Raw genomic sequence first — 25,545 nt, 5'->3', positions numbered from 1 at the left:
TGGGAGCGGGCTTGCTCGCGAAGGCGGTGTGTCATTCAACGATGAAGTTGACTGATCCACCGCCTTCGCGAGCAAGCCCGCTCCCACAGGGTTTTGTGTCAGGCCTTGGCGGGTTCCAGTGCCATCTCAACAACTTCCGGCCGCTTGAGCAGCGCATACGCCACCGCCGTCAACAGGCTCCCCGCCACAATCGCCAGCAGATACAACAGCGCATGGTTGATCGCATTCGGGATCGCCAGCACAAACAACCCACCGTGCGGCGCCATCAGTTTGCAGCCGAAATACATCGACAACGCACCGGTCAGCGCGCCACCGGCAATGCTCGCCGGGATCACCCGCAGCGGGTCTTTCGCGGCAAACGGAATCGCGCCTTCAGAGATGAAGCACAACCCCAAGACCAACGCCGCTTTGCCGGCCTCGCGCTCGGTCTGGGCAAACTTGCGCCGTGCGATAAACGTGGCGATGCCCAAGCCAATCGGTGGCACCATGCCGGCGGCCATGGTCGCGGCCATCGGTGCATAACTTTGCGAGGCCAGCAGCCCGACCGAGAACGCATACGCGGCTTTGTTGATCGGCCCTCCAAGGTCGACGCACATCATCCCGCCGAGCAGCACACCGAGCAGAATCGCGTTGGTGGTGCCCATGCTGTCGAGGAAGTGCGTGAGCCCTTCGAGCATCCCGGCCACCGGTTTGCCGACGATGTAAATCATCACTAGGCCAGTGAACAGGCTCGCCAGCAACGGGATGATCAGGATCGGTTTCAGCGCCTCAAGACTTTGCGGCAAGCGTGCGTATCGATTGATCGCCTGCGCCGCGTAACCGGCGATGAAACCGGCAATGATCCCGCCGATAAAACCGGCGCCCAGGGTGCTCGCCAGCAGACCACCAATCATCCCCGGCGCCAGGCCCGGCCGGTCGGCGATCGAGTAGGCGATGTAACCCGCCAGCAACGGCACCATCAACTTGAATGCAGTCTCGCCACCGATCTGCATCAGTGCGGCGGCGAGTGTGCCTTCCTCCTTGAACGCGGTGATGCCGAACACGAACGACAACGCGATCATCAGACCGCCCGCCACCACCATCGGCAGCATGAACGACACGCCCGTCAGCAGGTGTTTATAGATGCCCGTCTTCTCTTGCTTGGCCGGGCCTTTGGCACCGGGCGAAGCGGTTTCCTGCTTGCCTTCGGCCAGCGCTTTGTTCAGCGTCGCCTCGGCTTGCTTCAACGCAATGCCAGTACCGCAACGGTAGATTTTCTTGCCGGCAAAACGCTCGGTGGCGACTTCGATGTCGCACGCCAGCAGCACCACATCGGCATCGGCAATCGCTGCGGCGCTGAGTGGATTGCGCGCACCGACCGAGCCCTGGGTTTCCACCTGCAGGTCGTAGCCCAGACGCTTGGCTGCTTGCTGCAAGGCTTCGGCGGCCATGAACGTGTGGGCGACACCGGTCGGGCACGCGGTGATCGCCACCAGACGTGGCGCGTTTTGAACGGTGGCCGCAGGTTGCGCGACAGCTTCGGGCGCGACATACACCTGAGCTTCTTCAGCGCCTCGGCGCAGGACCGCTTCGACATCCTGCAACGCCTGGGCCGGCGTACTCTGGAACACGCGTTTGCCAACAAACCGCGACATGTCCACCGGCGTGCTGGTGACCAGCAACACCCACTCGGCGGCTTCAATCGTGGCCGACGACAGCTGACGTTCCGGATGCGCGGCGTCCACTACTTCGACGCTGGTGCTCAAGCCCTGACGCTGGGCCGCTGCATCAAGCAAACGGGCGCACAGCACACTGGTGACCATGCCGTTCGGGCAGGCCGTAACAATGGCTAACTTCATGACAAACCCTCTTATTGTTCTGTCAGGGTGCGAATGCGCACGCCCTGTTCGAGCCGCGCCAACTGCGCGACATCGCCAATACCGAAACCGATCTGCGTGACTGCCATTGCGGCAATCGCCGTGGCGGTGCGCAGGGTCTGTTCAGGCGTGTCGGCGCTGAGCAGACCGTGAAGCATGCCGGCCAGCAACGAATCGCCTGCGCCCACGGTGCTGACGACGCTGACCTTGGGCGGCGTGGCGTGCATCGCCGAGCCGACACTGAACCAGTTCACGCCGTCGGCGCCGTGGGAGATCACCACATGCTCGATGCCTTGAGCGTGCAAACGGCTCGCCGCTTCGGCTTGTGCCGCCACCGATACCACCTCGCAGCCCAGCGCGTCGGCCAGCTCTTCGGTGTTCGGTTTGATCAGCCAAGGGCCGGCCTTGAGTGCGGCGCGCAACGCTTCACCGCTGCTGTCGAGGGCGACATTCAGACCGAGGTTTTTCAGACGTTCAATCAACGCCTGCAACCATTGGGGGCTGATCCCTTGCGGCAGGCTGCCGGCCACGACGACCGCGTCATGACCGGGGGCAATCTGGTCGAGTCGATCCAGCAAGGCTTGTTGCGCTGCCGCATTGACCATCGGCCCCGGCCCGTTGATGTCGGTGATCCGACCATCGTTTTCCGCCAGTTTGATGTTGCTGCGCGTCTCGCCGGGCACCCGAATGAACGCATCGACAAAACCGCGTTTGGCGAACAGGGTTTCGAACGCTTGAAGGTTGTCCTCACCGAGGAAACCGCTGACCGTCAGCTGATGCCCGAGGTCGGCCAGCACCTGCGCCACGTTCACGCCTTTACCGGCGGCGTGGGTGTGCATTTCGTCGCTGCGATTGACTTGGCCGGGCTCAAGACGCGGCAATTGCACCGTCAGGTCCAGCGCCGGGTTGAGCGTGAGGGTCAGTATCTTGGCCATTACAGGGCCTCCACTAATGCGCGCACTTCATTGGCGCTGCCCACGGCCAGGGCCTGTTGGGCGAGAATTCTGGTTTGGCTCAGGCTGAGTTCGCGGATGCGCGCCTTGACCTCGGCAATGCTGCGACCGGACACGCTGAGCTCGTCCACGCCGAGACCGACCAGCACCGGCACCGCCAACGGATCGGCTGCCAGCTCGCCGCACACGCCGACCCACTTGCCGTTGGCATGGGCCGCGCGCACGGTGATGTCGATCAGTTGCAGCACCGCCGGGTGCAAGCCGTCAGCCTGGGCCGACAAGGTTGGGTGACCCCGGTCGATGGCCAGGGTGTATTGGGTCAGGTCATTGGTGCCGACGCTGAAGAAGTCGACTTCCTTGGCCAGCACCGGCGCCAGCAACGCCGCCGATGGCACTTCGATCATGATCCCCAGTTGCAGGTCGGCGACCGGGATTTCCAGACGCAGACGTTCGGTCATGTCCCGCGCCTGGCGCCACTCATCGACGCTGCCGACCATGGGGAACATGATCCGCAGCGGGCGGTTGTCCGCCGCACGGAGCAAGGCGCGCAATTGCGCTTCCATGATCTGCGGACGCTGCAAGGTCAGGCGAATGCCACGCACGCCGAGGAACGGGTTTTCTTCTTTCGCAATCGGCCAGTACGGCAGTGGTTTATCGCCACCGACATCGAGGGTGCGAACCACCAGAGGACGACCGGCCAGGCCATCGAGGACGCGGCGGTATTCGACTTCCTGGGTGGCCTCGTCCGGCGCCTGGGAATGGGCCATGAAAATCAGTTCGGTGCGCAGCAAACCAATGCCTTCGGCACCCTGCTCCACCGCGCTGGTCACGCCTGCGCTTTCGCCGATGTTGGCGAACACTTCGACCGCATGGCCGTCGGTGGTCAGCGCCGGTTGATGGCGTTGTTCGGCGGCGGCTTTGAGGCGTTGCTCGCGGGTGTCGCGCTCCTCGGTGGCGCGCTGCAAGGTTGCTGCGTCGGCGTCCACATGCAGGCGACCGCGTTGGCCATCAATCAGCAACGGCGTGCCCGGCGCCAGCAGCAACACCGCCGCACCGGCACCGACCAAGGCCGGAATGCCCAGCGCCCGGGCGACAATCGCGCTGTGAGCGGTCGCGCCGCCACGGGCCGTGAGAATGCCGGCCACACGGGTCGGATCGAGACGGGCAACGTCGGACGGGCCGACTTCGTCCATCACCAGAATGTACGGCTGATCGGGTTCACTCGGGGTCTCGACGCCGCTGAGTTGCGCCAGCACCCGACGACCAATGTCGCGCAAGTCGGCGGCCCGTTCGGCGAGCAAGGCGTCCTGCAGAGATTCCTGTTGCTTGGCCGCCGCTTCGATCACCGCCATCCACGCTGCTTCGGCGCTTTCGCCTTGCTTGAGGCGGGTGTCGACTTCATCGGTCAGTTCCGGGTCGTCGAGCATTTCCTGGTGGGTGATGAAAATCTCACGAATGGCTTTGGATTTGCTGCGTTCGATCAGACCTTCGATGTCGCGGCGCACGTGCGCCAACCCCTGTTTGAGACGCTCGCGCTCAATGGCGGCGGACTCGCCACGCAACGGGTAATCGATGGTTTGCAGCACTTGAATGTGTGCCGGTCCGATGGCGATGCCCGGTGCAGCGGCAATCGCCTGGACCAGGCTGCCGGACGCTGGCGCAAGGAGCACTTCGGCGACATCGGCAAACACCTCGCGCTGCTGGCTCACGGCGGGCAACGGCTCGACTTCTTCGCCCAGGCCTTCTTCGATGGCGGCCAGCAAGGCTGGCAAGGCATCGGCGGCGATGCTCGGTTCGGCGACTAACTCCAGCACCTGACCGCGCCGGGCGCCGAGGCTGAGCAGTTTGCTCAAGCTCTTCACCGAGACGGCGCTGTCTTGGCCATCGACGATGCGCACGCGGATTTCGCCTTCAAAACTTTTCGCCAACTGCGCGAGGATCTTCGCCGGGCGGGCATGCAAACCGTGGGCGTTGGCCAACGCAATGCGCGCGCTCGGCCAATCCGCCGGCAGTTCACCGCCCAGCACTTCGAGAACTTTACGGCTGCTGGTGGCGCGACCCAGTTCATGGCCGCGACCTTCGATCAGCAACGCACAAAGACGCTCGAGCAAGGCCTGATGCGCCTCGCCGAGGCTGGCCAGGCAGAACAGACCGCTGAGCGGCTGGCCGAGGTAGCGCATCGGTTTGTCCGGGGTGACGAAGGCCAGGCCCGGGCGCTTGACCGTTTGCTCGCTGTGCAACCACCACAAACCATCGCCCAAGGGCAGCGCTTCGACTTGCTGCAAAACAGCGGAGAAACCGTTGCTCACGCAATCGGCCTGGCGCAGCAAGCGCGCACCGCGCCACACCAGTTCTTCGAAGTCATCGGCGGAGACACCAAGGCCGATCATTTGTGCATCCAGCGCCAGTTCTTGCGGCGCGCCTTGCAGCAGTTTCAACAAGGCTTCGGCGGAACTGGCGCGACGCAGGGCCTGGCCGAGGTCGGTTTCACCGAGGGCGCGGGTCAGCAGTTGCAGCAATCGCAAGTGCTCATCGGATTTGGCGGCGATACCGATCGCCAGGTAAACGATCTGGCCATCGCCCCAGTCCACGCCTTCAGGGAATTGCATCAGCCGCACGCCGGTGGAAAACACCAGATCGCGGGTTTCCGGCGTACCGTGGGGGATGGCAATACCTTGACCGAGAAAGGTCGAGCCCTGGGCTTCCCGCGCCTGCAAACCGGCAAGATAACCCTCGGCCACCAGGCCATCGGTGACCAGATGCCGGGCCAGCAATTGCAAGGCTTCGGACTTATCCACAGCCGACTGGCCCATGGATATCTGCTCTATGGTGAGCTCGAGCATGCTTTCTCCTTTTTGGCGTCTGTTGGCGCCAGGTATTGTTTTGAATGATTCAGCTTAGGCGCTTAGTCATCATTTTTGGCGGTTTCGCGGCAGAACCGGCCAAATGCGCTTATAACGTAGAAAATACGCCTGCTGAAACGTTTAATCTAGAATGATTGGCACGTTACTCGATAATGTCCCATCCTTGAAGTCCAACTTGTCGGATGCGTTCAGACCATGGTCGTCTGCCCGAATCGGTTAGGATTGGTGAAAATGTCGGCCGAAAAACAAGGAAAGCCCCGCGTTGAAACTCAGTGATATCGCACAATTGGCCGGTGTGTCCGTTACCACCGCCAGTTATGTCATTAATGGCAAGGCCGAACAGCAACGGATCAGCAGTGCCACCGTCGAGCGCGTTCGTGCAGTCGTCGAACAACATGGTTTTACACCCAACCCTCAAGCGGCCGGGTTGCGCAGTCGGCACACCCGCACCCTGGGCTTCATTCTGCCGGACCTGGAAAACCCCAGTTACGCACGCATTGCCAAACTGCTCGAGCAAGGTGCCCGGGCACGCGGTTATCAATTGCTGATCGCCAGCTCCGACGACGCGCCGGACAGCGAACGGCAATTGCTGCAACTGTTCCGCGCCCGGCGCTGTGATGCGCTGATCGTCGCCAGTTGCCTGCCGGCTGGTGATGACAGTTATCGTCAGTTGCAGGCCAAAGGCATTCCGATCATCGCCATCGACCGGGTGATGGAGCCTGAGCATTTCTGTTCGGTGATCAGCGATGATCGCGAGGCCAGCCTGCAACTGACCCGCAGCCTGCTCGACCCGCTGCCCAAACAAATCGCGTTGATCGGCGCCCGTCCTGAACTGAGCATCAGCCAGGAACGTGCCGCCGGGTTCAAGGAGGCGTTGAGCGGGTTCAAAGGCGACGTGCTGATCGAGCACGGCGAGTCGTTCAGCCGCGAGTGCGGCAAGCAGTTGATGGAAGAATTGCTGCAGCGCCTGGGGCATTTGCCAGATGCGCTGGTGACCACCTCCTACGTGCTGCTTCAAGGCGTGTTCGATGCCTTACACGATTACCCGCTGAAAACCCGTCCGCTGCGCCTCGGCACCTTCGGCGACACGCAATTGCTGGACTTCCTGCCACTGCCGGTTAACGCAATGGCGCAGCAGCACCAGCTGATTGCTGACAAGGCACTGGCACTGGCACTGGCCGCCATCGAGCAGTCCGACTATCAACCCGGCGTGCAAGCCATCGCGCGGACCTTCAAGCAGCGTATTCGCCAGGACTGAACCGTGGAGCTGATCGACAGCCACACTCATCTGGATTTTCCGGACTTCGACGAGGACCGCACGGCGCTGCTCGCCGAAAGCCGCGCCCTCGGGGTGCGGCGGATGGTGGTGCTGGGGGTTTATCAGGGCAATTGGCAGCGGGTCTGGGACCTGGTGCAAAGCGATCCCGACCTGCATGCGGCGCTCGGTTTGCATCCGGTGTACCTGGACCAGCATCGCCCTGACAATTTACTCGAACTCGGTGACTGGCTGACCCGCCTGGCGGGTCATCGGCAATTGTGTGCCGTGGGTGAGATCGGCTTGGATTACTTCATCGAAACCCTCGACCGCGAGCGTCAGCAGGCCTTGTTCGACGCGCAACTGCAACTGGCGGTGGACTTCAATCTTCCAGCGCTGATTCATGTGCGGCGCAGCCATGCCGCGGTGATTGCCACGCTTAAACGGTTTCGACTGAAACGCGCGGGCATCATTCATGCCTTCGCCGGCAGCAAGGAAGAGGCCCGCGAGTACATCAAGCTCGGTTTCAAACTCGGCCTGGGCGGCGCCGCGACTTGGCCGCAGGCGTTGCGCATGCACCGCGTCCTCGCCGATCTGCCCCTGGAGTCGGTGGTGCTGGAAACCGACTCACCGGACATGGCGCCCGCCATGTTTCCCGGTCAACGCAACAGCCCGGCGCATCTGCCAGCGATTTGCTCGGCATTGGCCGGGATCATGTCGATCAGCCCTGAGCAATTGGCGGCAGCGAGCACGGCCAATGCCTGTGAATTGTTCCGCTGGTAGTCAGTCGCCGTGGGCCTTGGCGGCTTCCAGGATCAGCGTCATGTGCTGTCTGTGTCGAGCGAACTGCACGACAACAAAATAGAGCAGGATCGCAATCAGCGAAAAATTCAGCTGTTCGACCACGCTGAGTATGCCGACCCACTCCATCACCAGCGCCACCAACAACGCGGTGCACACCATCACCAGCGTACTGGCCCGCAGCATGGCCAGGGAGTCAACGGACTTCAAGCGCCGGATCTGTTTCGGGTCATTCAACTGCAGGGCTTTGTGGCAGTGGGAACAGGCGAACGATTCTTTGATTGCGATGGCGTTGAGTTGCCAGGGTTCAAGCACCAGAGTGCTTCCACAATGTGCGCAATGCCCCTGGATTCCACTTATTGCGACAGACATAACCGTGCGTCCTCAGGCCAAGTCAGAGTGTTTGATCTTCCTTCATTGAAGACCAAAAACCAGAGCCTAGAGAAAAACAGGACAGTGCTGACCGAATGAGGGAATAAGTACTACAGATTGGGCGCAAAAACCTGTGGGAGCGAGCCAGCCCCCACATTTGATCCATTGGGGCCATCAGACCCGGAACGCGCTGATCAGTTGTTTGAGCTCCACCACCTGGGCCGACAACGCTCGGCTGGCATCTTCGGTCTGGTGCGCACCTTCAGCGGTGCGTTCACCCGCGCGGTTGATCTCGACAATGTTCTGGTCGATGTCGTGGGCCACGGCGGTCTGCTGCTCCACCGCGGCGGCGATCTGTTGGTTCTGGTCGACGATCATGCCAACGGCGCCGAGGATGTTTTCCAGCGCCTGCTGGACCTTTTCCGACTGCCCGACGGTGCCATCGGCCACCTGATGGCTGACGCCCATGGCTTTCACCGCCGCGCCGACACCATTTTGGAGCTTGGTGATCATCTGCTCGATTTCTTCGGTCGATTGCTGGGTGCGCTTGGCCAGGGTCCGGACCTCATCGGCCACCACCGCAAAACCACGCCCTTGCTCACCGGCCCGGGCGGCTTCGATCGCGGCGTTGAGCGCCAGCAGGTTGGTTTGCTCGGCGATGCTCTTGATCACTTCCAGCACGCGGCTGATGGATTGGCTGTCGCTGGCCAGTTGGTTGATCACCCGTACCGACTGATCGATCTCACTCGCCAGTTGCGCGATGCTGCCCTGCTGGGACGCCACCAGGCCGCGACCGCTGATGGTCTCGTCGTTAACGCTGTGAGCGCTGCTGACCGCTGCGGCGGCACTGCGCGCTACCTCAAGGGAGGTGGCCGACATCTGATTCATGGCCGTAGCGACCTGCTCGATCTGCGAGCGCTGCCCCGCCACCGCCTGGTTGCTTTGCGCAGAGACATTTTCAACCTGCCCGGCCTGGCGCTCGACCTCATTGACGGTCTGGCCTACGCGTTCGATCAGGTCATGGATTTTCTTCACGGTGCCATTGAACACCTCGCCCAGCTCGCCCAACTCATCGCGGCTTTCGGCGCGGAAGGTGACGGTCATGTCGCCCGCCGCCACTTTGTCCAGCGTCGCGCCCAGGCGTTTCAGGGTAGTGCGGGTCGAGGCGTAGAAGCCGCCGTAGAGGTAAAAAATCAACACAAACACCACCGACAGCGCCACGGCCTGTAAGACCATGTGGGTGCGGTTCTGCTCCAATCGCTGCTGCAACTGGGTGCCGAGGAATGTCAGGGTCGCTTCGTTGAGTTGGTAGGTCTGGTCCATCAGGCCGGTGACCTGATCGCAAAAAGCCTGCCACGGCGCATCGAGGGTGTCGGCCATCACCACCTGCTCTTCGAACAGCTCACTGGCCTTTTTCAGCGAGGCTTTGCTGCTCTCGGCCTGGGCGGTCAGGGTGTCACGCGCCGCTTTGCTGGAGCCCAATGCATCATTGAGCTTCAGACCGTATTCGCCTTGGAGCTTTTCGATCTGCGCCAGCAGCTCATCAAATCGGGTGCTCGACGACGAATTCAGAAAACCTTGCCCAAGCGAATAGGAACCCATCGCCCGGCCGTCGCCCAGGATCTGCGTCACGGGCGGAGTGACGTTGGTAATGAGTTCGCTGAGCTGACGCATGTCGCTCTGAGTGTCGCGGCTCAGGCCGGCCTGACTGGAGATGATCTGGCTTAAAATCTGCGCGCTGCCGAGCAACTTGCCGATCATCCCACTTTTGCTTTGCAGGGAGTTTTCCGCTTGCTGGGCCTTGAACGCCGCGATCATTTCATCGCGCTTGCCATCGAACACCGTGATCTGCTCCGGATCAGTGGTCATCGCCGTCAGCCCTTGCAGGCGGGCCAGAACACTTTGCTCCAGGGTGCTGATCTTCGTCTCGACATTACCGGCCTTGCCGGACTGGCCAAGGGTGACGTTGATTTGCACCAGGTTGTTAAGGGTTTCCAGATCACGCCGCAGGGTCAGGCTGCTGCCGAGCAGCTCGAGGCTTTGCAGCTCGACTTGTGTGCCCTGGAATTCACGATAGGAATCGCGGACCAGATAGAAGTTGGTCACCAGCATCGGCACGAGGAACAGCACACTGATCAGGCTGAACTTCATGCCGAAGCTCAGGCGATTCATCAGCGCGACGGCGGGATAGAGCAAGCTCTTCACTGGAAGTCTCCCTTTTGATTCTTATTTTTATTGGCAGGCGCAGGTCGACGGCAGATAGCCACTATTCAGCGCTATCTCTGTATAGCTTAAATCGGCAGGGGGTTTTGTAACTTAAGGTTAACGGCAGATCGCCGGTCTTGAGATCGATGATCCTTCTTGTGGCGAGGGAGCTTGCTCCCGCTCGTCTGCGAAGCAGACGCAATGCAGACGAGCGGATTTTCCTGACATATTCGCGTGGCCGTTTGAGGGCGCTGCGCGCCCAGCGGGAGCAAGCTCCCTTGCCACAATGACGTTCACGTCAGACAGCTGTTGGGTTACGGGAGGACCGTCCACAACGCAAAACCTGCATACCAGAGCACCGCCGCCCGCAGCAGCAATTCCCAGATCCGGTCCAGGCTGTTGATGCCATCCGGTCCGACGACCGGTGCAGGAATTTCGCCAGCCACCAGGCCGACTTTCTCGATCAGCTGGGCAGCGCTGATGTTCCAGTTCAACAGTTCATGCAGCATGACGCGGCTGACCGCGACAAAGTTTCCGACCAGCGCGAAACTGGCCGCCAACAGACGCACCGGCACCCAATCAAATGCATGACGCAACTGTGCAGCGCGCTCGACCACGGCAGGGTTTTGCCCGTGCTCTTCGGCCAGCGCCAGCAGCCGGTAGCTGAGGGCGGCGACTGGGCCCAGCACGAAGTACCAGAAAATCACCGCAAAAAAGCTCTGGTAAGCCTCCCACAGCAAATGGCCTTCGACCCGCTCAAGCAGTTGCTCGCCGCTATCGGCGCAGATATCCACGTCGCGCTTCGCCACATGGGCGGCGGCTTGCAGGTCTTCCCGGCGCCAGGCATCGCGAAACGGTCCCAGGCCGGCCAGCAAATCGCCGCGACCCAGACTGTAAATCACCACCAGCAGGTGCACCGGCAACGCCAGCAACCCGTAGGCCACCGGTTCCAGCACCACCAACAACAAACCCAGCAGCGCCACCGGCAACAACACCAGCACCACCAATATCAGCCATGGCCGATCGATCAGGCGCGGACTGACTTCAAGCTTGTTCAGTTCACGCACCCAACCGCCGTCACGTTGGACCCGATGGCGCAGGGCCGAGAACTTCTCGATCCAGACGGCCAACAGCAACACCAGAAAACTCATTGTTGTTCCTCTTTTGCCAGGGCGGCGCGATAGCGCGCCCAGTCGAACGCAGGTCCCGGATCCGTCTTGCGCCCCGGTGCGATGTCGCTATGCCCACAGATGCGCTGCGCGGTGATCGCCGTAAACGTGCTTTGCAGCTGTCGGGTCAGCGTCGTCAATGCTTGATACTGAGCGTCCTCGAACGGCAGATCATCCGTGCCTTCGAGCTCGATACCCACGGAAAAATCGTTACAGGTGTCCCGCCCCTCGAAACTCGAGACACCGGCGTGCCAGGCGCGCTCAAGACAAGAGACAAACTGAGTGACGGTGCCGTCACGCTCGATCAGAAAGTGCGCAGACACCCGCAGATCAGCAATCCCTGCAAAATAGGGATGCTCCGTGACATCCAGACGATTCTGGAAAAATTCCTGCACCTTGCCGGTGGCGAACTGCGCTGGCGGCAGGCTGATGTTGTGGATCACCAGCAGGGAAATTTCGCCCGAGGGGCGCGCATTGAAGTTGGGCGAGGGGCATACACGCACGCCCTGACACCAACCGCTCGCGGGGTCCAACTGCATACAGGTTCCTTCAACGACGACTGTGTTGGCGCCCAGTATGCCGCGATAGGCCCTCGGGGTGCGATCACTTGCCGCGATTGAGACGCCGCAGATTGCCCAGCACCGACTCCAGGGCCCGGTCGAACAGCAAGGTACCGTCCAGCGCCCGCACCGCGCCACGGCGAAATTCCAGGGCCAGACCGGTGCGGCTGCGCTCCAGTACTTTCATTCCCGTGCGGTCGACAAAGATGTATTTGCCGGTGGAATCGATGATCGCTGTCAGCTTGCAACGCAGGGTATTCTCCTCGTCTTCCTGAAACTCGACCCAGCAGCCCGGACGCATTTGATCGACCTGAAGCAAACCGGCATCGTCCGCCGGCAACCGTACTGACACCGCATCGCTCGGGCCCTCGTCGGCGGTGTGCAGCACGATTTGCTGCAGCACTTCGACCATCACCGGCGGGTCGGCGGGTTGTTCAGCCGCCTGGCCCGGGCGCTCGAATAATTGCACGTGCAAGGTTTCCAGCTCACTGAAAAACTCACTGGTGGCGAACGGATCAAATGCCGAGCTGCTCAACCCGTCGCGCAAGGCCTTCAGCAGCCCGGGCACCAGCGCGAACAAACGCAGGCCAGCATCGGGTTCGTCATGGCGCTGCACGCTCCAGATCAATTGCTCCATGGTCTGCACATCCGCATGCCATTCCGCCGACGCATCACCGTGTTTGAGGCAGGTCAACAACAGCACTTTGCTCCAGGCCTCCTGCACGAAGACCACCACAGCCTGGGGCAGCACTTTGCCCAATAACGCCTGATTCAGCGCCTGCTCGACACGCTGGCGCGCCAGTTCGGTCCTGGCGCGGCCCTCTTCGGCATCACGGGTGCGTTGCTCCAGCAGTTCACTGCGACGGCGCTCGTCACTGGTGAAAGCGAGAAAGTCCGCCAGCAGCTCGGAGAAAATGGCCGGGTCGTCAACAAAGTCGTTCAAAAGGCGCTGCACCACTTGCTCGATGCGCAAGTACAGGCTGTCACGCTCGTGGTCATCGCACTCGCCCCAACCCATCGCGGCGGCAGCGATTTCGTTGAGCAGACGCCGCGCCGGATGGCTGGCGCGGCTGAAGAAGCTCTTGTCGAGCACCGCAACCTTGAGCATCGGGATCTGCAACCGACCAATCAGCGCCTTGAGCGAGTCCGGCAGGTTGCGGTCATCAAGGATGCATTCGAAGAGCATGGCGATCAGGTTGATCACGTCTTCGTCAGCCACGCCGACCACACGCGACTTGCCGCTTTTGACGCTGACCCGGGTCAGCAGTTGTTCAAGCTGGTTACGCAGATCGAAGTCGTCCTGGGTTGCCAGCGCCGGCACGTATTGCTGCAAGTGCGAGAGCAGGCGCAACAGGTCTCGGGTGGAAATAGGCTGGGTCTGGGCACTGGCTTCGAGGGTGGGTGCGACGCTGCCGCGCACGTGCAACAACAACTCCTGCAACGCGGCAAAGACTTCCTGCACGCCATCGTCGATCGGCGTATCACCCGAGTGGATGCCGACCTCGATCGGTTCGGCATGGGCGCTGGCGGCCGCATGATCGCTGGCACGTCGCATCGGCGCAGGCTTGAGGTCGGGCAACACGCCGGTTGCGATGAGCAGTTGATTGGCTTCGGCGTACAGCTGATCAGCGCTACTGAGCACGTAGCGGTCGAACAGTTTGAGAATGATCAGCTTGACCTTGATCTCCACCCCCAAGTTGCGCCAGGCCTGCAAGAAATACTCGCAGAGCCGCGCCGGTCCCAGCGGGTTGTGTTTATCGTCCAGCGTCTTGCCCAGCAAAGCACTGAGTCGGGCTGTCAGTTGGTCGAGGGCGAACCCGTCGCGGTTCAGCACTTTGCTGACCATGGCTTCCACCGCGACGCTGCGCTCCAGATCGTCATTGGACAATGCATCGGTTTCAAACGCCAATGCCTGAGGCATGGCCACCTGGGGGCTGTCGTACTGCGAAAGGCTGACGAACGCCTCGAAGAATTGTTCGAGAAAACCGCGCTCGATGCTTTTTCGCTTGAGTCGCAAGTCGCGCATGGCTTCGAAAAAGAGGTTCTGCTCCACATCGTTGCGGGCCCGATCAGCCATTTCGAACAGCGTGTCGTCGGCGTTATCAAACAGCTCCTGCAAGCCGTGCCTGAGCTGTTGAGTGGCCTTGTCGCGAACCTGAAGCAGAATCACAGGCAGGCGGGCGAGCGGCGATTGCGTCGCCTGATCGGTAGCCGCCTTGTGCAAAGGCACTACATTCCCGTCGTTGTGCATCCAAGCCTCCTGAAACGGTGATTCTGCGAATAGTCGTGAACCCAAAAACACGTCAAAGCCATGACGTCAAAAGCAAGGCGGATTATCTTGCAAAAGCGCCCCCGTGTGCCAGCGGACTCTGCGCTTCGTATCGAAATAGACGCATTGGGAAGACGCTGACTTAGTGCCGATGACTCAAGGGAATCGACCAAATGCAGGTTTGCAGATGAGGGGAACGCCTCTGATGCCTTGGGTTGCCTCGCGCCATGGCCCTATAATCGGACCACTTTGTTTGTGGAGCCCGTTATGCCGAATCTACGTCTCGCCGATTTGACCGCCGAAATCGAAGCCAACGTGCGCCGTGCGTTGCTCGAAGACATCGGCAGCGGCGACATCACCGCACAGCTGATCCCGGCCGAACGCCTGGCTAAAGCCACCATCATCACCCGCGACGCTGCGGTCATTGCCGGCACCGCATGGGTCGATGCCGTTTTCCGGCAACTCGATCCACGGGTCGCGGTGCATTGGCAGGTGCGCGACGGCGAACGGGTGAAACCCAATCAGGCGCTGTTCCACCTCGAAGGCCCGGCACGCTCGCTTCTGACCGGCGAACGCTGCGCACTGAATTTCCTGCAATTACTCTCGGGCGTAGCCACCCGCGCGCAATACCTGGCGGATTTTGTCGGCGAGACCCAGGTGAAGCTGCTCGACACCCGTAAAACCCTGCCGGGCCTGCGTCTGGCGCAGAAGTACGCCGTGACCTGCGGCGGTTGCCATAACCACCGCATCGGCTTGTACGACGCCTTCCTGATCAAGGAAAACCACATCGCCGCCTGCGGTGGCATTCCTGAGGCCATTAACGCTGCGCACAAGATCGCCCCGGGCAAGCCGGTCGAGATTGAAGTGGAGAGCCTGGAGGAATTGAAGGAAGCCCTGGCGGCGGGTGCAGACATCATCATGCTCGACGAGCTAAGCCTGGATGACATGCGTGAAGCCGTGCGTCTGAACGCGGGCAAGGCGAAACTGGAAGCCAGCGGTGGTATCAACGAAAACACGCTGCTGCCGATCGCGGAAACCGGGGTGGATTACATTTCGATTGGTGCTATGACCAAGGATGTGAAGGCTGTCGACCTGTCGATGCGTCTCAGCCTCTGAGAATGAAAAACGCCAGCCTCATTGAGGCTGGCGTTTTTGTCAGACCACCAGATTGTTCATCTCGCAGTACTCTTCCCACTCGACGCCCAACACCTCGGCCGCCTCCTTGTGCAGCACCAGGCGCGCAGCCTCGAACTCTTCAGGGGTCGAGGTGTACTTGAGCGTCAGCTCCCACGGCTGCAAGCCCTGGGATTCCGCCTCATCCTCGAACGCCCACTGGACCTGGTCTTTCTGATCGTCGGCTGGCAGGTCCTTGATCTCGTCCGCTAGCTGGGGCGTATCAAGCAGGTACTTTTTAAGCGCTTCTTCGTGTCTGGCTTCTTGAGTCAATTCTTTAACGGTCATGGCGTTCTCGCTGATCTGGGGAATGGAAGATGGATCTGGATCATCAAGGATCTCTCTGACGCAAAAAACCGTGTGAAGCCCGGTTTGTCTGGCCTTCAGAACCATTCGGGGATCATCTGAAAACTGCAAAGTGGTACGTGTGCAACGTCCGAATATAGGACGTTTGGTCGACGATTTATATGGACTTTTACATCAAATCTACAAAAAAACCGTTGATCGGCCTTTCTGAAAATTTTCCTTCGCTACCCAGGAACAACGTTCAAAAGGTAAAGTCATAGCGATGTGCCATCTAGGCACGTCACAAGGAACCCGTGATGCGCAATTTCTCCAAGCTTTCGTCCATCCTGTCTGCAACTGGCATGGCCGCCCTTCTTCTCGGCACCCTGGCATTACCCGATTCGGCTCAAGCAGGTCTGGAGTACAAATCCGACAGCGCAAACTCTTCCGATAAATTTCTCGTTTACCACGACTATTACGGCACAAACGTGATGGTCAGATCCGGTATCAGTATTGAGGACGTGGAAAAATTACAAAGACTGGTTAAAAGCGATACGGCAGATCTGGAAGAGCTGAAGAAAACCGTCAGTGCACAGGCACGGCTCATCGAAGAATTCAAAAAGGACACGGGGTCCAGTTCAAATTCGAATGCCAGCGAAGTGGACAAACTCAAGCGCACGGTCAGTGACCAGGAAACGGCGCTGAAGAACCTCGCCAAGGCCATGGACGAGTTCAAACGCAACAGTGGTTCGAGCTCCAGTTCCAGCGCCAGCGAAGTGAACGACCTGAAACGCACGGTCAGCGAACAGAACACCGGTTTGGTAAACCTTGCCAAGGCCGTGGACGAGCTCAAACGCAATAACAGCTCGAATTCCAGCTCCAGTTCCAGCGAAGTCAGCGACCTCAAGCGCACGGTCAGCGAACAGGACAACGGACTGAAAAAGCTCGCCAGCCAGATGGACGACCTCAAGCGCAGCAGCAGCAGCAGCTCGAATTCCAGCTCAAGCTCAAGCTCAAGCTCAAGCGAAGTGAGTGATCTGAAACGCACTGTGAGCGAACAGGAAAACGACCTGAAAAAGCTAGCCACTCAGATGGACGATCTAAAGCGCAGCAGCAACTCGAACTCCAGTTCAAGTTCAAGCTCCAGCGAAGTGAACGACCTCAAACGTACCGTCAACGAACAGGAGAACGACCTGAAAAGGCTTGCCAGCCAGGTGGAAGACCTCAAGCGTAGCGCTGGATCGAGTTCCAGCTCCAGTTCCAGCGACCTGTCCAGCCTTAAGCGGGAAGTCAGTGATCAGGACAATCAACTGGATCAGCTCAAACGCACTGTGGAAGATCTGAGCAGAAAGGTGAAATAGGAGGGAATGGTGCCCGAGACAGGAATCGAACCTGCGACCTTCGCGTTACGAGTGCGCTGCTCTACCGGCTGAGCTACACGGGCGGTGGGCTAAACCTAGCACCGGGTTCGAGGACCAGCAACTTCAGGCGCTGTTTCACAGACAAAAAAATGCCCCGCAGCTTTCACTGCGGGGCATTTTTTATAACGTTGAAACGGTCAGACGGGGGTGATTAAACGCCCGACGCCTTGGCCGCTGCTACGTCTTTGATGGACAGTTTGATACGGCCGCGGTTGTCCACGTCCAGTACCAGTACTTCCACTTCCTGGCCTTCTTTCAGGATGTCGGTCACTTTCTCAACGCGAGCATCGCTCAGCATCGAGATGTGAACCAGACCGTCCTTGCCAGGCAGGATGTTGACGAATGCGCCGAAGTCGACGATGCGCTCAACCTTACCGACGTAGATCTTGCCGATTTCAGCTTCTGCGGTGATGCCCAGAACGCGCTGACGTGCAGCTTCAGCCGCTTCCTTGGTCTCGCCGAAGATCTTGATCGAGCCGTCGTCTTCGATGTCGATCGAAGCCTTGGTCTCTTCACAGATCGCACGAATGGTCGCGCCGCCTTTACCGATGACATCACGGATTTTGTCGGTGTCGATTTTCATCGCGATCATGGTCGGAGCGTTTTCCGACAGTTCGGTACGCGACTGGCCAATGATCTGGTTCATCTGACCGAGGATATTCAGGCGCGCTTCCAGGGCTTGGCCCAGAGCGATCTCCATGATTTCTTCGGTGATGCCTTTGATCTTGATGTCCATCTGCAGCGCGGTCACACCTTTGGCGGTACCGGCTACTTTGAAGTCCATGTCGCCCAGGTGGTCTTCGTCACCCAGGATGTCGGTCAGGACGGCGAACTTCTCGCCTTCTTTAACCAGACCCATCGCGATACCGGCAACCGGTGCCTTCATCGGAACGCCGGCATCCATCAGGGCCAGGGAAGCGCCGCAGACCGAAGCCATGGAGCTCGAACCGTTGGACTCGGTGATTTCCGACACAACACGAATGGTGTACGGGAACACGTCGGCAGCAGGCAGCATGGCTGCAATCGAACGACGAGCCAGACGGCCGTGACCGATTTCGCGACGACCAGCGCCACCCATGCGACCACACTCACCTACCGAGAACGGAGGGAAGTTGTAGTGCAGCATGAACGGGTCTTTTTTCTCGCCTTCCAGGGTGTCCAGCAGTTGTGCGTCACGGGCGGTGCCCAGTGTTGCAACAACCAGGGCCTGGGTCTCGCCACGGGTGAACAGAGCCGAACCGTGGGTCTTGGGCAGAACACCAACTTCGATGTTCAAAGGACGTACAGTCTTGGTGTCGCGACCGTCGATACGTGGCTTGCCGTTTACGATGTTTTCGCGAACGGTGCGGTATTCGATTTCGCCGAAAGCAGCTTTGACTTCGCTGGACGAAGGCTGGCCTTCTTCACCGGAGAGCTTGGCAACCACCTGGTCTTTCAGCTCACCCAGGCGAGCGTAACGGTCGGCCTTGATAGTGATGGTGTAAGCCTGGGAGATTGCGTCGCCGAACTCGGCACGGATAGCGCCCAGCAGAGCAGTGGCTTCTGGCTGTGGAGCCCAGGTCCAGGTCGGCTTGGCAGCTTCGGCGGCCAGTTCCTTGACGGCGTTGATCACCACCTGGAACTCGTCGTGAGCAAACAGTACCGCGCCCAGCATCTGGTCTTCGGTCAGCTCTTTGGCTTCCGATTCAACCATCAACACGGCTTCCGAAGTACCGGCAACGACCATGTCCAGGCTCGAAGCTTTCTGTTGTTCGTAAGTCGGGTTCAGCAGGTAGCCAGTGCTTTCGTGGAACGCAACGCGGGCAGCGCCGATCGGGCCATCGAAAGGAATACCGGAGATAGCCAGGGCAGCCGAGGTACCGATCATCGCAGCGATGTCCGGATCGGTTTTCTTGCTGGTGGATACGACGGTGCAGACAACCTGCACTTCGTTCATGAAGCCTTCTGGGAACAGCGGACGGATCGGACGGTCGATCAGTCGGGAAGTCAGGGTTTCTTTCTCGGAAGGACGGCCTTCGCGCTTGAAGAAACCGCCAGGGATCTTACCGGCAGCGTAAGTCTTTTCCTGGTAGTGAACGGACAGAGGGAAGAAGCCCTTGCCTGGATCGGCTTGCTTGGCGCCGACCACAGTCACCAATACGCTGACGTCGTCGTCAACGGTGACCAATACTGCGCCGGAGGCCTGACGGGCGATACGGCCAGTCTCGAGGGTAACGGTCGACTGACCGAACTGGAATTTTTTGATTACCGGGTTCACGGTGTCCTACCTTCTTTTGTGGCTCTTGGGGAACTTGTCTTCTTGCGAAATTCTTGGGCAATGTCGGGAATCGGCCCAACGCCTGTCCAGGGTAAAACGTGTGTCCAGATAAAACTTGAGGCTGGGAGCCTGCCATGCGCCAGCGGGAAACCCACTGACGCACGACAGACAACCAACCTCTAGCGCAATCGCTTATTAGCGACGCAGACCCAGGCGACCGATCAGAGCCTGGTAACGACCCAGATCCTTGCCTTTCAGGTAGTCCAGCAGCTTACGACGCTGGTTAACCATGCGGATCAGACCACGACGGGAGTGGTGATCTTTACCGTTGGCCTTGAAGTGACCTTGCAGCTTGTTGATGTTGTGGGTCAGCAGTGCAACTTGCACTTCTGGCGAACCAGTGTCACCAACAGCTTGCTGGTAGTCAGCTACGATTTGAGCTTTTTCTTGAACGTCGAGAGCCATGAGGCAATCCTTTTATCAGGAAACTGTTTCAGAGAAACAGCTTCAACAGGCCAGGGACAAATCCCTGTATCTAAAAATGAGTAGTGACCGTGCCTGTTAACAGCCACCCTCGTCCGGTCATTCTGACCGAATCAGTCGACGTGGCGCGATGCGCCCGTCTTCGCTCACTTCACCGATACCGATGAAGCGACCATTGTGATCCTGTACCCGTACCATGCCGAACTTCGGTGCATCCGGGGCTCGTACCGGTTGGCCGTTAAGCCAGTAGAACGAGCTGTGCTCCGAGAACTGCAACAGCGGCCAATCCAGCAGACCACTGTCCGACGGCATCAGGAAGCGATCAACCGCTTCATTGCCGCCTTCGGCATGTACCGCTTCCAACTCTTCCAGCGTGACCGTCTGTGCTAGCGTGAAAGGCCCGGCCTGGGTACGTCGCAATTCAGCCACGTAAGCGCCACAACCGAGTTGCTCACCGATATCCTCCACCAGGGTGCGGATATAGGTGCCTTTGCTGCAATCCACCGCAAGCCGCGCAGTATCACCCTCGAAGGCCAGTAATTCCAAGCGCGCAATAGTAACAGAACGCGGTTCGCGCTCCACTACTTCGCCTGCACGAGCCAGCTTGTACAGCGGCTGTCCGTCACGCTTGAGCGCCGAGTACATCGGCGGTATCTGACTGATTTGCCCGCGAAAACCCGGTAAAACAGCTTCGACATCGACACGACCAACGGTCACCGGGCGTTCCTGCAAAACTTCACCCTCGGCATCGGCCGTGGTGGTGGTCTTGCCCAGCTGCGCCAGGGTTTCATAAGCCTTGTCGGAATCGAGCAGGTATTGCGAGAACTTGGTGGCCTCACCGAAGCACAACGGCAGCACGCCGGTGGCCAGCGGATCGAGACTGCCGGTATGCCCGGCCTTCTCGGCGTTCAGCAACCAGCGAACCTTCTGCAACGCGGCGTTGGAGGTGAACCCCAGCGGCTTGTCGAGCAGGATAATACCGCTGACGTTACGACGGATACGTTTGACCTGAGCCACCGATTACTCCTTGGCGTCTTCGGGTTCAGCGGCTACCGGGTGCTGATTGTCTTCAGCCACCGCACGCTCGATCAGGGCCGACAGGTGTGCACCACGCACGACGCTTTCGTCGTAGTGGAAGTGCAACTGCGGAACGCTGCGCAACTTCATTTCGCGAGCCAACTGCATACGCAGGAAGCCAGCGGCGGAGTTGAGCACCTTGATGCTTTGTGCGATGTCTTCGGCGTTGTCCTGACCCATCACGGTGATGAAGATCTTGGCGTGACCGACGTCACGGCTGACTTCAACAGCGGTGATGGTGACCAGGCCGACGCGCGGGTCTTTGACTTCACGACGGATCAGCTGTGCCAGCTCACGCTGCATCTGATCGCCGATACGTTGGGTACGGCTGTATTCTTTTGCCATGTCTTGTTACCTGTTACTGCCCCACGGTGAAACCCGAGGGGTCTGAAAGCGGCAAACGCCCGGCCTGACAAAAGCCAGACCGGGCGTTGCGTTTAGAGTCCTGACGCCGTGCCGCGCACTTGCATGCGGCGGCTCGCCGTGGCCCTTGAAGTGCGCGAGTTAGAGGCTGCGAGCAACCTGAACCTTCTCGTAAACTTCGATCTTGTCGCCAGCTTTGACGTCGTTGTAGCTCTTGACGCCAATACCGCATTCCATGCCGGCACGTACTTCGGAAGCGTCATCCTTGAAGCGGCGCAGGGATTCCAGCTCGCCTTCGAAGATAACGATGTCTTCACGCAGTACACGGATTGGACGGTTACGGTGAACAACACCTTCGATAACCATGCAACCGGCGATCGCGCCAAACTTCGGCGAACGGAACACGTCACGCACTTCAGCGACACCCAGGATATTCTCGCGAACATCACTGCCCAGCATACCGGTGAGGGCTTTCTTGACGTCTTCGATGATGTCGTAGATCACGTTGTAGTAACGCATATCCAGACCTTCCTGCTCGACGATCTTGCGAGCGCCGGCATCGGCACGCACGTTAAAGCCGAACAGTACAGCGTTGGAGGCCAGTGCCAGGTTAGCGTCGGACTCGGTGATACCACCGACACCGCCACCGACAACACGCACTTGCACTTCGTCGTTACCCAGGCCGTTCAAGGCGCCGTTCAACGCTTCCAGCGAACCACGGACGTCAGATTTGAGGACGATGTTAAGCGTCTTCTTCTCTGCCTGGCCCATGTTCTCGAAGATGTTTTCAAGCTTGCCGGCGTGAGCACGGGCCAGTTTGACTTCGCGGAACTTGCCTTGACGGAACAGAGCCACTTCACGGGCTTTCTTCTCGTCCGACAGCACGCTCATCTCGTCGCCAGCGTCCGGAGTACCGTCCAGGCCGAGGATCTCGACAGGGATGGAAGGACCGGCTTCTTTGATTGGCTTGCCGTTCTCGTCGAGCATGGCACGTACACGGCCGTAGTTCGAACCGACCAGGACCATGTCGCCTTGGCGCAGGGTACCGTCTTGAACCAGAACGGTAGCAACCGGGCCACGACCTTTGTCGAGACGCGATTCAACCACGACACCACGACCTGGGGCCGAAGGGGTTGCCTTCAGTTCCAGAACTTCGGCTTGCAGCAGAACAGCTTCGAGCAACTCGTCCACGCCAGTACCGACTTTCGCCGAAACCGATACGAACGGAGTGTCGCCGCCCCACTCTTCCGAAGTCACGCCGTGAACCGACAGCTCGCTACGGATGCGATCGAGATCAGCGCCCGGCTTGTCGATTTTGTTCACTGCAACAACCAGTGGAACACCGGCAGCCTTGGCGTGCTGGACCGCTTCAATGGTCTGCGGCATTACGCCGTCGTCCGCTGCAACCACCAGGATCACGATGTCAGTCGCCTTGGCACCACGGGCACGCATTGCGGTAAACGCGGCGTGACCCGGGGTATCGAGGAAAGTGACCATGCCGCGATCAGTTTCAACGTGGTACGCACCGATGTGCTGGGTGATACCGCCGGCTTCGCCAGCAGCTACCTTGGCACGACGGATGTAGTCGAGCAGCGAGGTCTTACCGTGGTCAACGTGGCCCATTACGGTCACAACCGGCGCACGGGAGAACGTCTCACCTTCAAACTTCAAGGACTCAGCCAGGGAATCTTCCAGGGCGGTGTCGCTGACCAGGGTCACTTTGTGGCCCAGTTCTTCGGCTACCAGTTGAGCAGTTTCCTGATCAAGCACCTGGTTGATGGTCGCTGGCGTACCCAGTTTGAACATGAACTTGATGATTTCAGCAGCCTTGACCGACATCTGCTGGGCGAGATCGCCAACAGTGATGGTCTCGCCGATCTGCACATCACGCACGACAGGGCCGGTTGGGCTCTGGAAACCGTGGGCATTGCGCTTCTTCAGCTTGGCCTTGCCGCGACCACCACGACGGAAGCCATCGCTTTCTTCGTCGGTAGTACGTGGGGCAACGCGTGGAGCAGGCGCTTTCTCTTTGACCGAAGCACGATGCGGAGCGTTTTTGCGCTCGCCATCGCCACTGCCACGACGATTGTTATCGTCGGCACGTGGTTTGTCCGGACGGCGCTGTTCGTTCTGCTTGTTGCGAACGTCAGCAGACGGTGCTGGAGCAGCGGCTACAACCGGCGCGCTTTCGCGTACTGGTTCGGCAACTGCTGCAGGGGCTGCAACGGCGTCGTTAGTAGCGGATTGCGCTGCAGCAGGCTGGCGACGCGCTTCTTCTTCGGCGCGGCGCTTGGTTTCTTCTTCAGCCTTCTGACGAGCAGCATTTTCTACTGCGCGACGTTCATCCAGTTCGCGTTTGCGCTCGGCTTCAATTTCTTCCGGGCTGCGCTGTACGAAGACTTTCTTCTTGCGTACTTCAACGCTGATGCTTTTGCTGCCAGCAACACGCAGGGTGCTGGTGGTTTTGCGCTGCAATGTAATCTTGCGCGGTTCTTCCACTTTCGCCTTGTGGCTGCTCTTCAAGTGAGTCAGCAAAGACTGCTTCTCACTATCGCTCACACCTTCATCGGCGGCGGTGTGCGGCAGACCTGCCTCACGCATCTGCTGCAACAGGCGCTCTACCGGTGTTTTGACCTCATCGGCCAGTTGTTTCACCGTGACTTGCGTCATGCACTTCTCTCCTCAGGCCGCGCCTAATTACTCGAACCAGTGGGCTCGGGCGGCCATGATCAACTTGCCGGCACGATCATCGTCAATGCCGTCGATGTCGAGCAGATCGTCAATAGACTGCTCGGCCAGGTCTTCGCGGGTAATTACGCCGCGCACCGCCAGTTCCATCGCCAAATCCTTGTCCATACCCTCAAGCGAGAGTAGGTCTTCGGCCGGATGGGCGTCTGCCAGCTTTTCCTCAGTAGCGATGGCTTTGGTCAACAAACGATCCTTGGCACGAGCGCGAAGCTCGTTGACGGTTTCTTCGTCAAAGCCGTCGATGTTGAGCATTTCTTCCAACGGTACGTAGGCAATCTCTTCCAGGCTGGTGAAGCCTTCATCTACCAGCACCTGTGCCAGGTCTTCGTCGACTTCCAGCTCGTCGATGAAGTTGCGCAGGATGTCGCCGGTTTCTGCTTGCTGCTTAGCCTGGATGTCCGATTCGGTCATCACGTTCAGGGTCCAGCCAGTCAACTGGCTAGCCAGACGCACGTTCTGACCACCCCGACCGATGGCCTGAGCCAGATTGTCTGCGCCAACGGCGATGTCCATTGCATGGGCATCTTCGTCAACGATAATTGCCGCAACCTCAGCCGGGGACATGGCGTTGATTACGAACTGAGCCGGGTTGTCGTCCCAAAGGACGATGTCCACACGCTCACCGCCCAACTCACCCGACACTGCCTGGACGCGCGAACCGCGCATACCGATGCAAGCGCCTTGCGGGTCGATGCGTTTGTCTTTCGAGCGGACCGCGATCTTGGCACGCGAACCCGGGTCACGGGAGGCTGCCATTACTTCGATCAAGCCTTCAGCGATTTCCGGCACTTCGATGCGGAACAACTCGATCAGCATTTCCGGCGCGGTACGCGACAGGATCAGCTGCGGGCCGCGGTTCTCGGTGCGGATTTCCTTGAGCAGCGCACGCAAGCGCACGCCAACCCGGAAGGTTTCGCGAGAGATGATGTCTTCACGAGCCAGCAACGCTTCAGCGTTGTTGCCCAGGTCGACGATCACGTTGTCGCGAGTCACTTTCTTCACGGTGCCGGAGATGATTTCCCCCAGGCGCTCGCGATAAGCGTCAACGACTTGAGCGCGCTCGGCTTCGCGAACTTTCTGCACGATGACTTGCTTGGCAGTCTGTGCAGCAATGCGGCCGAACTCGATGGATTCGATTTTCTCTTCGACTACATCACCTACCTGGGCGCCCGGGTGCGTTTCGGCAACCTTGCTCGGCCAGGTTTCGATGGCCGGATCATCCAGGTCTGCTTCTTCGACGACCGTCCAGCGACGGAATGTCTCGTAAGCACCGGTGTGGCGATTAATTTCCACACGCAGATCGACTTCGTCCTCGAAACGCTTTTTGGTAGCAGTGGCCAGAGCCAGCTCCAGCGCTTCAAAAATTACGTTTGCCGGTACGCCCTTTTCATTGGATACCGACTCAACAACCAGCAGTACTTCTTTGCTCATCGT

The 25,545-nt window shown here is 59.6% G+C and carries 19 protein-coding genes, 1 tRNA gene and 1 pseudogene; 4 read left to right on the top strand and 17 right to left on the bottom strand.

Annotated elements, in window-relative coordinates:
- Positions 1-98 precede the first annotated feature (98 nt).
- Genes ACA075_RS04025 through ptsP form a run of 3 tightly spaced genes read right to left on the bottom strand, consistent with a single transcriptional unit; the run spans position 99 to position 5,652 of the window.
- On the bottom strand, positions 99-1,838 hold the full coding sequence (locus ACA075_RS04025; protein ID WP_497297381.1) for a PTS fructose-like transporter subunit IIB: 1,740 nt from the start codon (positions 1,836-1,838) through the stop codon (positions 99-101).
- 11 nt (positions 1,839-1,849) lie between these two features.
- Positions 1,850-2,791 carry a 1-phosphofructokinase gene (pfkB, locus tag ACA075_RS04020; RefSeq protein WP_497297379.1) on the bottom strand — a complete coding sequence of 314 codons (942 nt, stop codon included), beginning with the start codon at positions 2,789-2,791 and terminating at the stop codon, positions 1,850-1,852.
- Complete coding sequence (ptsP, locus tag ACA075_RS04015; RefSeq protein WP_497297378.1) at positions 2,791-5,652, bottom strand: phosphoenolpyruvate--protein phosphotransferase; 2,862 nt, start codon at positions 5,650-5,652, stop codon at positions 2,791-2,793. Before ptsP ends, pfkB begins: the two co-directional genes overlap by 1 nt.
- A gap of 283 nt (positions 5,653-5,935) precedes the next feature.
- On the opposite strand from ptsP, the gene cra reads away from it, so the two are divergent.
- Both cra and ACA075_RS04005 read left to right on the top strand, forming a co-directional pair.
- Positions 5,936-6,931: a catabolite repressor/activator gene (gene cra / locus ACA075_RS04010; protein WP_497297377.1), complete on the top strand. Its 996-nt coding sequence runs from the start codon at positions 5,936-5,938 to the stop codon at positions 6,929-6,931.
- Between the two features lie 3 nt (positions 6,932-6,934).
- A complete protein-coding gene (locus tag ACA075_RS04005; RefSeq protein WP_497297376.1) occupies positions 6,935-7,711 on the top strand; it encodes a TatD family hydrolase in 777 nt (258 codons plus the stop codon).
- Here ACA075_RS04005 and ACA075_RS04000 read toward each other — a convergent pair whose 3' ends face one another.
- The 6 genes and pseudogenes from ACA075_RS04000 to ACA075_RS03975 all read right to left on the bottom strand — a co-directional run bounded on the left by ACA075_RS04000 (position 7,712) and on the right by ACA075_RS03975 (position 14,286).
- On the bottom strand, positions 7,712-8,101 hold the full coding sequence (locus tag ACA075_RS04000) for a hypothetical protein (RefSeq protein WP_497297375.1): 390 nt from the start codon (positions 8,099-8,101) through the stop codon (positions 7,712-7,714).
- Positions 8,102-8,275: 174 nt separating this feature from the next.
- A complete protein-coding gene (locus ACA075_RS03995) occupies positions 8,276-8,980 on the bottom strand; it encodes a methyl-accepting chemotaxis protein (RefSeq protein ID WP_371928437.1) in 705 nt (234 codons plus the stop codon).
- 153 nt (positions 8,981-9,133) lie between these two features.
- Positions 9,134-9,337: pseudogene (locus ACA075_RS03990) on the bottom strand (HAMP domain-containing protein); the annotation flags it as partial.
- A gap of 1,283 nt (positions 9,338-10,620) precedes the next feature.
- Complete coding sequence (gene ampE / locus ACA075_RS03985) at positions 10,621-11,457, bottom strand: regulatory signaling modulator protein AmpE (RefSeq protein WP_403101058.1); 837 nt, start codon at positions 11,455-11,457, stop codon at positions 10,621-10,623.
- Entirely contained in the window at positions 11,454-12,014 is a 561-nt protein-coding gene (gene ampD / locus ACA075_RS03980; protein ID WP_497297374.1) for a 1,6-anhydro-N-acetylmuramyl-L-alanine amidase AmpD, read from the bottom strand. Before ampD ends, ampE begins: the two co-directional genes overlap by 4 nt.
- A 64-nt stretch (positions 12,015-12,078) precedes the next feature.
- Positions 12,079-14,286, bottom strand: a complete 2,208-nt coding sequence (locus ACA075_RS03975) for a DUF1631 domain-containing protein (RefSeq protein WP_497297373.1) — start codon at positions 14,284-14,286, stop codon at positions 12,079-12,081.
- A gap of 285 nt (positions 14,287-14,571) precedes the next feature.
- Here ACA075_RS03975 and nadC point away from each other — a divergent pair, with 285 nt between their 5' ends.
- On the top strand, positions 14,572-15,420 hold the full coding sequence (gene nadC, locus ACA075_RS03970) for a carboxylating nicotinate-nucleotide diphosphorylase (RefSeq protein ID WP_497297371.1): 849 nt from the start codon (positions 14,572-14,574) through the stop codon (positions 15,418-15,420).
- Positions 15,421-15,459: 39 nt separating this feature from the next.
- Here nadC and ACA075_RS03965 read toward each other — a convergent pair whose 3' ends face one another.
- Positions 15,460-15,765 carry a DUF6388 family protein gene (locus ACA075_RS03965; RefSeq protein WP_497297369.1) on the bottom strand — a complete coding sequence of 102 codons (306 nt, stop codon included), beginning with the start codon at positions 15,763-15,765 and terminating at the stop codon, positions 15,460-15,462.
- A 314-nt stretch (positions 15,766-16,079) separates the two neighbouring features.
- Between ACA075_RS03965 and ACA075_RS03960 the strand changes: the two genes are divergently transcribed.
- Positions 16,080-17,123, top strand: a complete 1,044-nt coding sequence (locus ACA075_RS03960; RefSeq protein ID WP_497297367.1) for a hypothetical protein — start codon at positions 16,080-16,082, stop codon at positions 17,121-17,123.
- Positions 17,124-17,130: 7 nt separating this feature from the next.
- Here ACA075_RS03960 and ACA075_RS03955 read toward each other — a convergent pair.
- From ACA075_RS03955 to nusA, 7 genes are all read right to left on the bottom strand, one after another.
- Positions 17,131-17,206 (bottom strand) — tRNA-Thr (locus tag ACA075_RS03955).
- 128 nt (positions 17,207-17,334) lie between these two features.
- Complete coding sequence (gene pnp / locus ACA075_RS03950; protein WP_010463478.1) at positions 17,335-19,440, bottom strand: polyribonucleotide nucleotidyltransferase; 2,106 nt, start codon at positions 19,438-19,440, stop codon at positions 17,335-17,337.
- Positions 19,441-19,635: 195 nt separating this feature from the next.
- Positions 19,636-19,905: a 30S ribosomal protein S15 gene (rpsO, locus tag ACA075_RS03945; protein ID WP_003176135.1), complete on the bottom strand. Its 270-nt coding sequence runs from the start codon at positions 19,903-19,905 to the stop codon at positions 19,636-19,638.
- Between the two features lie 117 nt (positions 19,906-20,022).
- Positions 20,023-20,940, bottom strand: coding sequence for a tRNA pseudouridine(55) synthase TruB (gene truB / locus ACA075_RS03940; protein ID WP_461968467.1), 918 nt, complete (start codon positions 20,938-20,940; stop codon positions 20,023-20,025).
- Positions 20,941-20,943: 3 nt separating this feature from the next.
- On the bottom strand, positions 20,944-21,345 hold the full coding sequence (gene rbfA / locus ACA075_RS03935; RefSeq protein ID WP_007942872.1) for a 30S ribosome-binding factor RbfA: 402 nt from the start codon (positions 21,343-21,345) through the stop codon (positions 20,944-20,946).
- 159 nt (positions 21,346-21,504) lie between these two features.
- On the bottom strand, positions 21,505-24,033 hold the full coding sequence (infB, locus tag ACA075_RS03930; protein WP_497297366.1) for a translation initiation factor IF-2: 2,529 nt from the start codon (positions 24,031-24,033) through the stop codon (positions 21,505-21,507).
- Positions 24,034-24,060: 27 nt separating this feature from the next.
- Positions 24,061-25,542 (bottom strand): transcription termination factor NusA, encoded by a 1,482-nt coding sequence (gene nusA / locus ACA075_RS03925; protein WP_008024459.1) that lies wholly within the window; start codon positions 25,540-25,542, stop codon positions 24,061-24,063.
- Positions 25,543-25,545: the final 3 nt, after the last annotated feature.

It is taken from the genome of Pseudomonas sp. LBUM1663 (genome assembly GCF_059695905.1).
Note: the sequence above shows the minus strand (reverse complement) of the source record. Positions and strands in the feature narration are given on the sequence as shown.